Source organism: Methylomonas defluvii (genome assembly GCF_033949435.1).
GTDB classification, from domain to species: domain Bacteria; phylum Pseudomonadota; class Gammaproteobacteria; order Methylococcales; family Methylomonadaceae; genus Methylomonas; species Methylomonas defluvii.
The window spans coordinates 47,966-62,724 of sequence record NZ_JAXARY010000028.1; the positions used below are offsets into that span (position 1 = coordinate 47,966).

Here is a 14,759-nt window from a genome sequence, read left to right on the forward strand (position 1 = left end):
CAAAAAGCCGAGGTAATAAGGTATCGAGTGTATTAGCGGGGATTATAGACGCTTTCCGAAACGGGAACGACGCGCAGATCTCTAAACTACCTGCCGTTGGACAAGTTATTCGCGCAGATACGATTCCGCCCTTGATGCTTGGCCTGATATAACGCATCGTCCGCTGCTTTCAATAAACTGGCAACGTCGTCGAACGTGTGGGCCTGTAGCGTCGCAACCCCGAGGGATATGGTCACGAAATTGTTGGGATTGTTCTGTGTGTGCCGTATTTTCAGATTCTCTATGGCTTCGCGGTACTGCTCGGCACGCATCAGGGCGCCTATGCTGTCGGTGTTGGGAAGCAGGATGGCGAACTCTTCACCGCCCAATCTGGCTACCAAGTCTTCGGGTCTGTGGGTAATTGTTTGCAAGGCACGCGCCACCCGTTTCAGGCACTCGTCGCCCATAGGGTGGCCAAAGTAGTCGTTAAATTGTTTGAAATTGTCAATATCGGCAATTAACAACGAGAGCGGCATGCCGGTGCGTTTGGACTGGTTCCATTGGCGTTCCAGGGCGGCGTCAAACGCTCTGCGGTTGGGTATCTCGGTCAGTCCATCCAACGATGCCAGTTTTTCCAATAAATCGGATTTAGTTTTTAGCTGTATTTGAGTGCGTACTCTTGCTAAAACAATCGATGGCGAAAACGGTTTGGTGATGTAGTCGCTACCGCCGATTCGAAAACCGTGCACCTCATCTTCTTCCGAATGTTTGGCGGTCAGAAAAATAATCGGAATATTGCGGGTTTTATCCGATGACTTGAGCTGATGGCATATTTCATAACCATCCATGTCGTCCAGCATGATGTCCAGTAGGATCAGATCGGGAAGCTGGCTGGTGGCGATATGTAACGCCAGTTCGCTATGCACGGCTACTTTTACCGTGTAATGGGGTTCGAGAATATTCTTGATAAGATCCAGATTTTCCGGGCTATCATCCACGGCCAGAATGGTATGCGTGTTTCTACTTTCCATTTTCCTATATCCGATGTTCCAGTATGTGGTTGAGAGCTTGCGCGGCATCTACAAACTGGTAATTGGCAATTTGTTTTTTGATGGGCAATAAGATTTGCAGCAGAGCTTTATCATCGATATGGCGCATAATCCGCTCAAGTTGCTGGTCCGAGTCGGAATCGAAGGTTTGCAGTTTATCAATCAATATGGCCAGCTGTTGCCGAGTTTCCAGTGTCGAGTAGCGCGGTTCACCGTCGCTGTGGCTTTCGCTGTTGGCCAAATTACTGTTGATGCTGCTGATAACCTTGCTCATCTCCAGTGTTGTGGCGGCAATATTACTATCGATATACGGGACGTCGGCAATATTGGCGCGGAAATCGATTAGCGACTCTTCCAGCCGTACTAAGTGGCTTTGCAATTGTAACGCTCCGAGGGAGCCGACTAAGCCTTTCAAAGTATGGACTAATTGATAGGCCTTGTCGTACTGGTTATGTATGAAGGCTTGGCCGATTTCGTTCATGGTATCCGCATGGTTTTCAGCAAATTTTAGTAACACTTTTCGATAGACGGCTAGATTCCCGGCCGTATGTTGTAAGCCGGCGGAGGTGTCTATGCCATACAGATAAGGAAGCGGATTGCTTTCCAACTGTTCGCTGTTGGGATCGGTCTGGGGTATCCCGTCGGCTCGCGGTTTAATCCATTTTGCCAGCGTGGCGTAAAGCGTTTCCGGTAATATCGGTTTGCTGATGAAATCGTCCATATCGGCTTGAAAGCATTTGTTGCGATCATTACTCATGGCGTTAGCGGTCATCGCTATGACCGGCAAGGTTTGACAGCCGGGGAGTGTTCGTAGTTGTTTGGTGGTTTGATAGCCATCCATCACCGGCATTTGCACATCCATTAGCACGCAGTCGTAAGTGGTTTGTTGCAGTTTGCCCAAGGCGATTTCGCCGTTTTCGGCCACGTCGACTTGCAAATGTGCTTGTTCCAGCAACTCGATGGCCACAATTCGATTCACTTCGTTGTCTTCAACCAGCAATACTCGGGCGCCCCTGATATGTTGCAATTTCCCCGTATCGAGGGGGAGCTTTTGTTGGTATTGCGCGTTGCGTATCGAAGCAAGGCTGGTAATGCCCAGTTTGACGCTAAAGGTAAATGTAGAGCCCAGGTTTTCTTGGCTGGCGACGCTTATGGTTCCGCCCATTTGTTCAACCAATTGTTTGGAGATGATCAGGCCCAAGCCCGTGCCGCCGTAATGACGTGTGACGCTACTGTCGCCTTGGCTGAACGCCTGGAATAGTTTGGCTTGTTTTTCTGCATTCATGCCGATGCCGGTATCGCTGATACTAAACTGCAAACAAGTCTGTTGCGCAGAGCGCTTAAGTTCGGTGAGCGTGACTCTTACCTCGCCATGTTCGGTAAATTTGATCGCATTCCCGATCAGATTGATAAAAATTTGCCTTAGCCGTTGCGGGTCGCCGATCACCGGGAGAAAAGTTAGCGTCTTAGGTGGGCGAATCAAGGCTATGCCTTTGCTGGCGCAAAGTTCCGACATCGTGGAAAATACCTTATCCAGCATTTCTTCCAATAGAAAAGGTACGGATTCCAGTTGCATTTTTCCGGCTTCCATTTTGGAAAAGTCCAGAATGTCGTCAATGATGGTCATCAACGAGCGTGACGCGGTTTCCACTCTTTCCAGGTAGTCGCGCTGTTTGGCGGAGATGCTGCTGTTCAGACATAATTCAACCAAGCCGATAATGGCATTCATCGGCGTGCGGATTTCGTGGCTCATATTGGCGAGAAATTCCGATTTTACCCGTGTTGCCTGTTCTGCCTGCTGCTTGGCTTCCAACAGCCGTTGCTCGGTTTGCAGCCGGTCGGTGATGTCTTGCATGGTGCCTTGAACGCCAGTGGGTTTGTCATTAACGTCGCGAATAACTTGTCCGCGTTGGTGGACATGACGAATTTGGTCGTTACCGAGCACTATCCGATGTCTGAAATCGAGACTGCCGCTACTGATCGCGTTTTGCATCGATGTTTTGAAAAAGCTTTGGTCGTCCGGATGAATCAGCGTGCTTAAAATGCTGGAAAAGTTGGGGGTAAAAACAGCTTTACTGGTTGCGGTGATCCGATACATTTCGTCCGACCAGCTAAAGTGATTGTCAGGCAAATGCCAATGCCAATCGCCGATATGGGAAATGCTTTGCGCATCCAGTAAGCGCTGTTTCTGGTCTTGCAGCGCATTGATGGCGCGGCTGCGTTCCAGTTCGGCGGTAATTTGCAACGCGAATAATTTCAGGGTGTCTGTGGCAAAGGTAGTATCGGGAATGGGCCGACAGTAGGATACCGAGATAAATCCGAAACTATTTTGTTGTTTGTCGTGTAATGGAATGCCCAGATAACCTTGAATTTGTTGGCGTCGCAGCCAGTCGGCGTCGGGGAATCGCTCCGCTGCGTCGTGTTCGACACAACAAATAGTGCCGGCGGCCACCTCGCGGCAAGGCGAATTATCCAGGCTGAATTCGCGGTTACCGACAATTTTGCCTTTTGCGCAAAGCGATAGGCTGCGGGCACGTCCATTGCCCGTTGTTTCGGCAATTAATGCAAAATCGGCTCCCAGGGTTTCCACGGTCAATAGTGTCAGATTATCCAGCAGTGACGCGGCACTTTGCGGCAGGTTGCTGGAGACGATATTCCTAATCACACTGGATTGCTGACGCTGCTGAGTGATGTCACTCACCAGACCCTGATAGTCGATAATCTTGCCTTGCTCGTTGCGCACCACCATCTTGCGGTCTTGCACCCATTTTATGCCGCCGTTTTGGGCGACGGTCCGATAGGGTTGATGCGCTATTTCGGAACAGTCCGGATCGTTGCGGCAGGTGGCGATCTCGCGAAGGAAAACCCCGACATCGTCGGGATGGATCAGGTTGAGATAAAACAGATTGCCGGTAATCAATTGTTCGACACTGTAGCCGAATAGCTGGCGGGCGTTCTCAGTGGCGAACTCTATCGGTAATCCTTCGGAATTATTCCATTTCAATACCACTGCCGCGCTCTGGCTGATAATTTGATAGGCGCGTTGCAGATTATGCTCCGACTGCTTACGCACGCTGATGTCTTGGTGCGTGCCGCATAGCCGGCTTGGAGCGCCGCTGACCGGATCGTACGCGACAACGGCGCCGGAACCTTGTATCCATACCCAATGGCCGAGCTTATGGCGCATGCGAAATTCCACGACATAGGGGCGGTCGGAGGCTATATGTTTGGCAACGAACTGTTTCACTCGTTGTCTGTCGTCCGGATGCAGGCGTTTGTCCCAGTCGCTGACATAGTTATCCAGCTCGTCATGGCTGAGGCCCAACATGTCCAGCCAACGTTGATTCACGGAATGTTCGCCGCTTAGATAATTCCAATCCCAGTAGCCTAGCTGGGCGCCGTCTATGACCAGGGCCAATTGTTCTTCAATTTGTTTTCGCGGCGTGATGTCGATATGGAACTGAATTAATTCGCTGTTGTTCTGCGTGGACAGACGGGTAAGCGAGATTTGCTGCCATGTTTGATTTGGAAAGGCAAAGTCGCTGGCCTGCATAGCCTTGCCGGCCATGATATGTTGGCATAAGGGGCACTCTGTTTCGGCATGGTGGCTCGGGTGAAACCAGGCGTGTATGGTTTGTCCGACTAATTCCGCCGGGGACTTGCCCACCGACAAAGCGGCTGCCTGGTTGGCATGGCGAATAATCCCCTGATTATCGACCACGATGGCGGATTGGGCGAGATGGTCGTAAAAGTCGCCGATGGGTGCCAGTCCGGAGGATAAATGTTGCCGATTTGACAGCAGTTCGCTAAAAATCAACAAGACAGCCAGTCCGGGCAGCAAAACTATCAGTATTTTGGTCAGCTCACTCGTGCCGTTTATGTTTTGATAGAGCACAACGGTAATTTCACCTATCAACAGTAAACACACTGCGACCAGCACGAACCGGCGTATCTGATTGGCAGTATTGGCAAGTTTATCTGTCATAGTTTGCTGATGTCGGGGATCTGGCCGGGAGGGACGGGAAAAATCTTAGACCGGGTATCGGTAAATGTGAATCCATGTCGCCGGAAAACTGTCCGGTGCTCAGCAAATTGGGATTTTATAGGCTGCTCCGGCCTGTTCTTTAACCAGCTTGGGAACCAGATAACCGGGTAGATGGCTTTGTATATCTTCGAGCAATTGCCGGGCGGCGATTTCGGATACTTCAAAATGACCGGTGCCGCTGGCGTGGTCCAGCAAATGCAGGTAGTAAGGCAAAATCCCCAGATCAAATAGCTTTTCGCTCAGTTCGCAGAGAGTGCGGCCGGCATCGTTAACTCCCTTTAGCAGAACGCTTTGGTTCAATAAAGTGATGCCGTGGCGGCGTAAATCGCCGCAAATAGCTCCAACGGCAGCACTCAGCTCATTCGCATGATTGGCGTGAAATACCATCACAACTTGTTGCGACAGGCTGGAGAAAGAGTTGAGCAGTGGTTGGGTGATACGCATTGGTAACACGATGGGCACTCGGCTATGAATGCGAATACGTTTGATATGTTCAATCTCACCTAACCGTGCCAACAGTTGGCCGAGTTTTTCGTCATTTAGCAGCAAGGGGTCGCCGCCACTGAGGATGACTTCGCTGATTTCCGGATGGCTAATGATGTAGCTAAGCGCTTGTTGAACTTTTTGCGTCGACAACTGCAACTCCGTATACGGGAAATTGCGTCGAAAACAGTACCGGCAGTGCACCGCGCAAGCGCCGGTGCTGATCAACAATACCCGGCCATGATACTTATGAATGATACCTGCTTCGGCGACCGCGCCGAGGTCGCCTACCGGATCATGGCTGTAGCCGGGATAGTCGATCAGTTCGTTCTGAGTCGGCAGCACTTGTCTCAGCAAGGGGTCATTTGGATCGCCGCGGCGCATGCAATCAGCAAAGCCGCGCGGCACACGGAGCGGAAAGGCTTTGAAATCCGGCAGCATTGCCACGCTGCCTGTTGAAATATTCAAATAGTCACAAAGGGCCTCGACGCTGGTAAATGCGTCGGCCAGCGCCTGTTGCCAGCCGGCGGTTTGGGTGTTCAATGCTGCTCCGGTTTCCGATTAAAAATCTTATCCATTATAATCGTCCGACTATTATTTGTTTCACGAGGAAAAAATGGCGACTTTTAGCACCAACGAGTTCAAGGGCGGTTTGAAAATCATGCTGGACAACGACCCTTGTTCGATTATCGAAAACGAGTTTGTTAAGCCGGGTAAGGGGCAGGCGTTCAATCGGGTCAGGATCAGAAATCTGAAAACCGGCCGCGTCATCGAACGTACCTTCAAATCCGGCGATACCGTCGAAGGTGCGGACGTCGTTGATAAAGAAATGCAGTATCTGTATAGCGATGGCGAATTCTGGCATTTCATGGTGCCGGATACATTTGAGCAGTATCAAGCCGATAAAAATGCGGTGTCCGATGCGATCAAATGGCTGAAAGAGCAAGACATCTGCACGATGACCTTGTGGAACGACTCACCACTGTCCGTAACACCTCCCAACTTCGTGGAATTGGCAATTACCGAAACCGATCCTGGTTTGAAAGGCGATACTTCTGGCGGTGGCGGCAAACCGGCTACGCTGGAATCCGGTGCCGTGGTGCGCGTACCCTTGTTTGTACAAATCGGCGAAGTCATTAAAGTCGATACTCGCACCGGCGAATACGTCTCTCGCGTCAAAGAGTGACGGTAAGCTGGCAGCCGAGCTGCCCACTCGAGCATTTGCGCACTCGCGCGCAAATGCTGGCGGCGACACGGCGTTTTTTCGAGGCACGGGATGTGCTGGAAGTCGAGACGCCGCTATTGTGCCCAGCCACCGGTACCGACCCGCAGCTGGATTTTTTCAGCAGTCAGTTTAACTTCCCCCCCACCCGACCCACTCTGTTTCTGCAAACCTCGCCTGAGTTCGCGATGAAACGGTTGTTGGCCGACGGCAGCGGCAGTATTTATCAGATCTGCAAGGCGTTTAGGAACGGCGAAGCCGGGCGCTATCACAATCCGGAATTCACGATTTTGGAATGGTATCGGGTCGGCTACGATTTGCGGCAATTGATGGCGGAAGTCGCCGAATTATTGTTGCAGTTGTTGCAACCTTTTCATGCCGCATTGCCAACCAAACAAATCAGCTACCAACAATTATTTTTGGACGCCACCGGCTTGGATCCCTTGGTATTTTGCAACAGCGATTATCAAGCTTATGCGGCTGCGAATGAGCTTCCGGAGGCTGTCGACCTATGCGGCGACGATCATGCCTTGTGGCTGGATTTTATTTTTAGCCATTGTGTCCAGCGGACGATGGATAAAGATACGATTTATTTGCTGCATAGCTATCCGGCGATACAGTCTTCGCTGGCGCGCCTGCATGTTGATGATTCAAGGGTCAGTGAGCGTTTTGAGGTATTCATCAATGGTGTGGAACTGGGTAATGGTTTTTATGAGCTTGCGGATCCGCAAGAGCAGGAGGCGCGTTTTGATAAGGAAATTGCTTATCGGCTAAGCCACGACTTGCCGGTAGTTAGCAAAGATGAAGCATTTTTGCAGGCATTGAAATTCGGTTTGCCGGATTGCAGCGGGGTAGCAATTGGTTTGGATCGGCTGCTGATGATTGCTCTGGGTAGCGAGTCTATCAGTGATGTGCTGGCTTTTCCGGTCCGCGTTTGAGGCTCAATGTTGAAAGGCTTGAAAAAACTCCCCCTTCGCCGAAGGGGGATGTAGTCGGTAGGTGTACCTAAAAACGATTAATCGATTTATTTAGTAGGGCCAGCTGAGCGAGCTTTTTTGCTGGTCCGGATGGTCTGCAGCATCTAGCGCTGTTTGTATGTCGTCTACGAAAAAGCGTCTAAGGCCGCGGCCAAGGCGATGGGCTAGCACCGGCAGAGCTTGATCTTTGTCTAGGTAGGCCACGGGTTCGCGACCCTTGCGGTAATGGTGTAGCGCTCTTCTGACTGCGCCGCACAGATAGCACTCCGTGCCCTCAGGAAGAGTAGAGTTCAAATCGCGAAGTAGATGTGGAGTTATTTTATTCATAGCATCCCCCTCCTCATTCGGAGTGTTGGGCGGTAATCCTTATGCCATGCGAAGATCCGCGACCGGGATCTGTTATTTAATAAAAATAACGTGATTAACTTATCAATTTGGCAAAAAAAGTCAACGACTATTTGGGGTGCTTTTTTGACGTATATCAATACCTTGGATGACTGCTTCCCAAGGTATCCGGTGGCAAGCTTAACAAGAACAAAGGGCGGACAAGGACAGTCCGCCCTCAGATTTACCTTAATCCTGTTTTTCGGTTTTGCCGGCAGGGGTACGCAGTCTGATACCCAATTCTTTCAATTGTTCTTCGCTGACCAATGCCGGCGCATTGAATAATGGGCAAGCGGCAGTCTGGGTTTTCGGGAACGCTATGACGTCGCGGATCGAGCTGGCGCCAGTCATTAACATCACCAGACGGTCCAAGCCAAAGGCGATGCCGCCGTGCGGTGGCGCGCCGTATTTCAATGCATCCAACAGGAAGCCGAATTTTTCGCGGGCTTCTTCGTGGCCGATACCCAGAATGTCGAATACGGTTTGTTGCATCGCAGTGCGGTTGATCCGGATCGAGCCGCCGCCGACTTCAGTGCCGTTCAAAACCAAATCGTAAGCGCGCGACAATGCGGTGCCGGGGTTGGCGACCAGTTCTTCTACCGAGCAGCTGGGTGCGGTAAACGGATGGTGAATCGCCGTGTAACGTTGGGCTTTTTCGTCCCAGGCGAACATCGGGAAGTCCACGACCCACAAGGGTTTCCAAGGTCCGGTCAACAGGTTGCGGTCCAAGCCCAATTTAACCCGCAAGGCGCCCATGGCTTCGTTGACGATGCCGGCTTTGTCGGCACCAAAGAAAATCAGGTCGCCGTTTTGAGCGCCCACTTTCGCCATGACTTTGGCCCAGACATCAGCCGGAGCGAATTTGACGATAGGCGACTGCAAGCCTTCGACGCCGGCCGCCAAGTCGTTGACTTTGATATAAGCCAAGCCTTTTGCGCCGTAAATGCCGACAAATTTGGTGAGTTCGTCGATCACGCTGCGGCTCAAGTCGCCGCCTTCCGGCAATTTCATGGCCACGACGCGGCCGTTTGGATCGTTGGCGGGGCCGGAGAAGACTTTGAAATCCACGCCTTTCATTTCCTCGGCAATGTCTACCAGTTCCAGCGGGATACGCAGATCCGGACGGTCCGAACCGTAACGATTCATGGCTTCGGCATAACTCATGACCGGGAATTGGTCGCCCAAATCCACGTCGATAATGTCCTTGAACAAGCGGCGGATCATTTCTTCCATCACCGCCATGATCTCTTGTTCATTCATGAACGAGGTTTCGATATCCAGCTGGGTAAATTCCGGCTGGCGATCAGCTCGCAAATCCTCGTCGCGGAAGCAACGCACGACTTGATAATAACGGTCCATGCCGGCAATCATCAGCAACTGTTTGTAGAGCTGCGGCGATTGCGGTAAAGCAAAGAACGAATTTTGGTGGGTACGGCTGGGTACGATGTAATCGCGCGCGCCTTCCGGCGTAGCCTTGGTCAGATACGGTGTTTCGATTTCGAAAAATTCGTGGTCGTCCAGATATTGACGCAGGTTGCGGGTCACATCGCGGCGTACTTTCATTTTTTGCTGCATCGCGGTGCGGCGCAAGTCGATGTAACGGAAACGCAGGCGGGTTTCTTCGTTGACTTCGATGTCGCTTTCCAGCGGGAATGGCGGAGTTTCCGCTTCGTTGAGTACCTCTATGTGCTTGCCTAATATTTCAATTTGGCCGGTGGACATATTGGGATTATGCGTGCCTTCAGGCCGGTCGCGGACGACGCCTTCGATACGCAGCACGTATTCGCTGCGGACGTGTTCGGCAATCGCAAAACTTTCGGCCATATCGGGATCGAACACCACTTGCACCAAGCCGGCGCGGTCTCTCAAGTCGATAAAAATAACGCCGCCGTGGTCACGGCGACGATGTACCCAGCCGCACAGGGCAACGGTTTGACCTAGATGTTGGGTGTTCAATTCTCCACACTTGTGGCTACGCATAGTTGTTCTCGGGTTAATCAAAATACGGGGATAGGTAAAAATTAGGAAGTGCCAGTCGTTTCGGAAAACTGGCAGTTACCATGAGATTCCTAATGGTTATGGTTCGGGCAGCCGCTGCAACTGCTGGCTTTTTCCGGGGCTTTGCTTTCGCCGGCGACGTTTTTCTTGTTGCCGCTTTTAAAATCGGTTTCGTACCAGCCGCCGCCTTTCAAACGAAATCCCGCTGCGGAAATTTTCTTTTTTAATTCCGCTTCATTACAGGCCGGGCAAACGATTAAGGGCTCTGCACCCAGTTTTTGCAGGGCTTCGTGTTCATGTCCGCAAGCATTGCATTGGTATTCGTAAATAGGCATCTGCTTCTCCAGTTGAAAGTGTTTAAATCGGCTTACTAAGGGCGGGGTTTTAAATTTTCAAGGCCCTTAATGTTAGAATAACTAGCTATTTTAAATGAAAACGCCCGGAGATTATGGATAAATTGACCATTCGCCAACCTGATGATTGGCATTTGCACGTCAGAACCGGCAGTATTTTAAAAACCGTGATTGGGCATACTGCCAAGCAGTTCGGTCGCGCTATTATCATGCCGAATCTGAAACCCCCGGTCACCACGGTCGCCCAGGCTTTACTTTACAGGCAGGAGATTTTGGCTGCTTTGCCGCGAGAGTCCAAGTTTCAGCCTTTGATGACTTTGTATCTAACGGCAAGTACCTCTGTTGAGGAAATCAAAAAGGTGGCCGATGCCGAGCATGTTCGTGCCTTCAAGCTATATCCGGCCGGAGCAACCACCAATTCCGATGCCGGAGTCGCCGACATTGAAGCGGCTTATCCTTTATTTGCGGCGATGGAGCAATACGGCGTACCGCTGTTACTCCACGGCGAAGTGACGGATGCGGAATACGATATTTTTGACCGCGAAAAACTGTTTATCGATAACAAGCTAAGCAAGCTTACCCGGCAATTTCCGGCACTACGCATCGTTTTAGAGCATTTGACGACCCAGGAAGCTGTGCAATTTGTCGAAGCTGCATCCGAGAATATCGCCGCGACTATTACCCCGCAGCATTTGCTCTATAACCGCAATGCCATTTTGGCGGGCGGTATTCGTCCGCATTTCTATTGTTTGCCTATCTTAAAGCGCGAGCATCATCGCCAAGCCTTGATAAAAGCGGCTACCAGCGGTAATCCCAAATTTTTCCTTGGTACCGATAGTGCGCCGCATTTGACCGGCTTGAAAGAAAATAGCTGCGGTTGCGCCGGTTGTTACAGCGCGCATGCGGCATTGGAATTGTATGCCGAAGCTTTCGAACAGGTTGGCGCACTGGACAAGCTGGAAGGCTTCGCCAGTTTTTATGGTGCGGATTTTTACGGTTTGCCGCGCAACTGTGCGAGCGTTACGTTGGAAAAACAAGCCTGGATCGTGCCGGAAGCCTATGCCAATACCGATGACACTATTACCCCATTACGGGCTGGAGAGAGTTTGGCGTGGCGCTTAGTGGCCGCCTGATCCCTTGTGATGAGTGGGGCAATTCAACCCGCTTAACGGTTTGTTTCAACCGATCCTCTCGGCCTTTTGATGTCGGCTTGAGATGTCTCGGGCTTTGTCGGCTGTAATAGTGTTGGCATGAAATTGGCTTAAGCTTTTGTCATAACGCTGGCGTGATTCTGGTCGCTTGGATGTCCCATGCCTCGAATCGATATTTTCTCGAAAAATGACCATACCCGATAAACTGATTTACCGCTGGGGCATTGTGCCGCTTTGGCTGCTGTTGTCCGCAAGCGTTTATTTTCGCTCGACCATTCCCATCGATGAAACGCGCTATCTCAGTGTGGCTTGGGAGATGTGGCTGCGCGGCGACTTCCTGGTGCCGTATTTGAATGGCGAAACCTACAGCCATAAACCGCCTTTATTATTTTGGCTGATTCAAGCCGGGTGGTGGATATTCGGCGTTAATCAGTGGTGGCCGAGTTTGGTCGGGCCGTTGGCTGCATTGGCAAATCTATTGCTGACGCGGAAATTGGCGGAAAAGCTTTGGCCGGAGCAAGCAGCGGTAGCATTGGCGGCGCCGTGGGTCTTGATTGCAACCTTGCTGTGGACCTTATTCGCCACGTCTATCATGTTTGATATTCTGCTGACTAGCTGGGTGCTGTTGGGAATGCTCGGCTTGCTGGAGGTTGTGCAAGGCGATGAGCGCAAGGGTTGGGTACTGGTTGCGGCAGCAGTGGGGTTCGGTATTCTAAGTAAAGGGCCTGTGGTTTTTTTGCATCTAATCCCTACCGCAATTTTGGTTGCTGTCTGGGCTCCGCGTTCGATTGTGTTCAGTCGCTGGTTTGCTGGCTTGTTGATCGCGGCCTTGATTGGAGTCGCGATAGCCCTAGTCTGGGCGATTCCGGCTGCCATTGCCGGTGGCGAGCAATACGCCAACGCGATATTGTGGCATCAGACCGCTGATCGCGCAGTCAGCACCAAAATCCATACCCGTTCGCTGTTTTGGTATCTGCCTTTTTTACCGATGTTTTTGTTCCCCTGGTTGTTCTGGCCGCATTTCTGGGGCAGTTTGCGCGGCAGCCGATTTTTTAATGATAACGGTCTGCGCTTTTGTCTGGTTTGGCTGGTATCAACCTTTGTGGTGTTCTCGTTGTTGCCTAGCAAGCAGATTCATTATTTGATTCCGATGTTGCCTGCGTTTGCGTTGTTGGTAGCCAAGGTGGTGGTGCATACCCAAAAGCCGAGATTGGGTGGCGAGTGGTTGCTGCCGGTGCTGTTCGGCGCAATCGGGGTGTTTTTAGTTTATCTGCCCAAGGTACCGGGTTTGTCGAAATTGAACTGGGTCCAGACTGTGCAGCCGGCATGGGGTTTGAGTGTGTTGGCCATTGCCGTGATGTTGGCGCTATTGGTTTGGATTAAGCGCACGTTGTCGGTTGCGGCAATCTCGACAGCGCTGGTGGCGGCAATTTTTGTCGGATTTATATTTTTCTTTCGTTATGCCGGCCCGGCATACGACCTGCAACCCGCTGCGTTAAAAGTGAAAAGCTTTAACGATCAGCATATTCCTTATGTCTATGTTGGCAATTACCAAGGGCAATTCAATTTCTTGGGGCGATTAACCCAGTCACTGCCGGTTTTATCTGCTGAACGGCTTGCCGATTGGGCGGCACAGCATGCGGACGGTTATTTGATTTCCCTGGAAAAAAACCAGCCTAGCGACGCCGTATATCTACTGCCGCATCGGGAATATTGGCTGGTATTTCGGCGCGCGGGGCAGGCTGCTGATGTCAAGCCCCTATAACTCAAACCTGTACAAAATTCTTATCCGTGTATAAGCGTTTGATACAATTCACAACTTTTTCAACTTTTACCAAGATATGAAGATTTCCGTAGTAGTCCCCGTTCACAATGAAACGGACAATGTCGAATTGCTGATCGAGGAAATCCATCGTGCGCTGGGCGATGGGGAAACCTATGAAATGATTTTTGTGGACGACGGTAGTACCGATGACACCGGCCTAAAACTGCAAGGTGCAATGCAGCAATATCCGACTCTGCGCGTGCTGACGCATCAACGCAGTTGCGGACAAAGCCGTGCAGTGCACACCGGGGTGTCGGCGGCGCGTTACCCATGGATTGCCACCTTGGACGGCGACGGCCAGAACGATCCGGCCGATATACCCCATCTGGTCGCGGCCTGGCGCGAGCAAAACGACAGCCAATTGTGGATGCTGGCCGGCTTTCGGCATAAGCGCAACGATACCGGTTGGCGCAAGTTTTCCTCTAAATTTGCCAATGCGGTGCGGCAGTCAATTTTGCATGACGCCACGCCGGATACCGGTTGCGGCTTGAAGTTATTTCTGCGCGATAAGTTTTTGGCCTTGCCTTATTTTGATCATATTCACCGTTTCTTGCCGGCGTTAATCCGGATGGCGGGCGGGAATGTCATTTCCGTAAAAGTAAATCATAGGCCGAGAAATTTTGGCACATCGAAGTACGGAACCTTGGATCGGGCGCTGGTTGGCATCGTCGACTTGCTGGGCGTGGTCTGGTTGAAAAAACGCCATAGCCTGCCGATTGTCAGCGAGATTCAGCGTGGTTAATCGCTGGATTCAACCCATTTGTTCCGCTGTATTTTAGGAGTCGTTAACATGGAAAATGGAATCGTTTATTTTTTTACGCATTTGGCGGATAAATGGCAGCACCACTTATCCATCATGGATTCGAATGACATCATTTGGCTCAGCATCGGTTTGGTGGGCCAGACCTTGTTCATGATGCGTTTTATCGTGCAATGGATACACAGCGAGCGGCACCAGAAGAGCATGATCCCGGTGAGTTTTTGGTATTTCAGTTTGTCGGGCGGGGTCATCGTGTTGGCTTACGGTATTCACCGAGTGGATCCCGTGATAATTCTGGGTCAATTGCCCGGTACTTTTGTGTATGCCAGAAACCTAATATTAATTCGCCGCGAACATCGCGATGCGTTGGCGGAGATGACCGAGCAAGATCTGGGGACCTAATCGATTTGACTAGGGGCTGTTGCCATTTTGAAACGATAGCCTTGAAATCGAACGGCTCTGCCTCATTGATTGATTTTTCAATCAGAAGACAAGTGAGCTATGCCGCGACAAATGTTTACGGATGCATACTG

Annotated in this window: 11 protein-coding genes; 6 read left to right on the top strand and 5 right to left on the bottom strand. The window is 51.1% G+C overall.

The window, feature by feature from the left end; all coding sequences use genetic code 11:
• Nucleotides 1-86 precede the first annotated feature (86 nt).
• From QLH52_RS21830 to epmB, 3 genes are all read right to left on the bottom strand, one after another.
• Nucleotides 87-1,010 carry a diguanylate cyclase domain-containing protein gene (locus tag QLH52_RS21830; RefSeq protein WP_033155528.1) on the bottom strand — a complete coding sequence of 308 codons (924 nt, stop codon included), beginning with the start codon at nucleotides 1,008-1,010 and terminating at the stop codon, nucleotides 87-89.
• 4 nt (nucleotides 1,011-1,014) lie between these two features.
• Entirely contained in the window at nucleotides 1,015-5,013 is a 3,999-nt protein-coding gene (locus QLH52_RS21835; RefSeq protein ID WP_319962945.1) for a PAS domain-containing protein, read from the bottom strand.
• A gap of 99 nt (nucleotides 5,014-5,112) precedes the next feature.
• On the bottom strand, nucleotides 5,113-6,099 hold the full coding sequence (gene epmB, locus QLH52_RS21840; protein WP_319962946.1) for an EF-P beta-lysylation protein EpmB: 987 nt from the start codon (nucleotides 6,097-6,099) through the stop codon (nucleotides 5,113-5,115).
• A gap of 73 nt (nucleotides 6,100-6,172) precedes the next feature.
• Between epmB and efp the strand changes: the two genes are divergently transcribed.
• Together efp and epmA are read left to right on the top strand one after the other, a co-directional pair.
• Entirely contained in the window at nucleotides 6,173-6,742 is a 570-nt protein-coding gene (efp, locus tag QLH52_RS21845; RefSeq protein ID WP_033155525.1) for an elongation factor P, read from the top strand.
• A complete protein-coding gene (gene epmA, locus QLH52_RS21850) occupies nucleotides 6,739-7,716 on the top strand; it encodes an EF-P lysine aminoacylase EpmA (RefSeq protein WP_033155524.1) in 978 nt (325 codons plus the stop codon). The genes efp and epmA overlap by 4 nt, the downstream gene beginning before the upstream one ends.
• A 612-nt stretch (nucleotides 7,717-8,328) precedes the next feature.
• Here epmA and aspS read toward each other — a convergent pair.
• Nucleotides 8,329-10,119 carry an aspartate--tRNA ligase gene (aspS, locus tag QLH52_RS21855; protein WP_033155522.1) on the bottom strand — a complete coding sequence of 597 codons (1,791 nt, stop codon included), beginning with the start codon at nucleotides 10,117-10,119 and terminating at the stop codon, nucleotides 8,329-8,331.
• 89 nt (nucleotides 10,120-10,208) lie between these two features.
• The gene (locus QLH52_RS21860; RefSeq protein WP_026603920.1) at nucleotides 10,209-10,472 is read right to left on the bottom strand and encodes an FmdB family zinc ribbon protein; all 264 of its coding nucleotides are present in this window, start codon (nucleotides 10,470-10,472) and stop codon (nucleotides 10,209-10,211) included.
• Nucleotides 10,473-10,585: 113 nt separating this feature from the next.
• Here QLH52_RS21860 and pyrC point away from each other — a divergent pair, with 113 nt between their 5' ends.
• The 4 genes from pyrC (at nucleotide 10,586) to QLH52_RS21880 (ending at nucleotide 14,628) form a co-directional block, all read left to right on the top strand.
• The gene (pyrC, locus tag QLH52_RS21865) at nucleotides 10,586-11,623 is read left to right on the top strand and encodes a dihydroorotase (RefSeq protein ID WP_033155521.1); all 1,038 of its coding nucleotides are present in this window, start codon (nucleotides 10,586-10,588) and stop codon (nucleotides 11,621-11,623) included.
• 205 nt (nucleotides 11,624-11,828) lie between these two features.
• Entirely contained in the window at nucleotides 11,829-13,406 is a 1,578-nt protein-coding gene (locus QLH52_RS21870; RefSeq protein WP_319962947.1) for an ArnT family glycosyltransferase, read from the top strand.
• 76 nt (nucleotides 13,407-13,482) lie between these two features.
• The gene (locus QLH52_RS21875; protein ID WP_033155519.1) at nucleotides 13,483-14,208 is read left to right on the top strand and encodes a glycosyltransferase family 2 protein; all 726 of its coding nucleotides are present in this window, start codon (nucleotides 13,483-13,485) and stop codon (nucleotides 14,206-14,208) included.
• A 48-nt stretch (nucleotides 14,209-14,256) separates the two neighbouring features.
• Nucleotides 14,257-14,628, top strand: coding sequence for a lipid-A-disaccharide synthase N-terminal domain-containing protein (locus QLH52_RS21880; RefSeq protein ID WP_033155518.1), 372 nt, complete (start codon nucleotides 14,257-14,259; stop codon nucleotides 14,626-14,628).
• Nucleotides 14,629-14,759 lie beyond the last annotated feature (131 nt).

Coding starts and splice junctions, on each gene's coding strand:
- QLH52_RS21860 (WP_026603920.1), bottom strand. CDS start 10,472: ATGCCTATTTACGAATACCAATGCAATGCTTGCGGACATGAACACGAA.
- pyrC (WP_033155521.1), top strand. CDS start 10,586: ATGGATAAATTGACCATTCGCCAACCTGATGATTGGCATTTGCACGTC.
- QLH52_RS21830 (WP_033155528.1), bottom strand. CDS start 1,010: ATGGAAAGTAGAAACACGCATACCATTCTGGCCGTGGATGATAGCCCG.
- QLH52_RS21875 (WP_033155519.1), top strand. CDS start 13,483: ATGAAGATTTCCGTAGTAGTCCCCGTTCACAATGAAACGGACAATGTC.
- QLH52_RS21835 (WP_319962945.1), bottom strand. CDS start 5,013: ATGACAGATAAACTTGCCAATACTGCCAATCAGATACGCCGGTTCGTG.
- QLH52_RS21870 (WP_319962947.1), top strand. CDS start 11,829: ATGACCATACCCGATAAACTGATTTACCGCTGGGGCATTGTGCCGCTT.
- QLH52_RS21880 (WP_033155518.1), top strand. CDS start 14,257: ATGGAAAATGGAATCGTTTATTTTTTTACGCATTTGGCGGATAAATGG.
- efp (WP_033155525.1), top strand. CDS start 6,173: ATGGCGACTTTTAGCACCAACGAGTTCAAGGGCGGTTTGAAAATCATG.
- aspS (WP_033155522.1), bottom strand. CDS start 10,119: ATGCGTAGCCACAAGTGTGGAGAATTGAACACCCAACATCTAGGTCAA.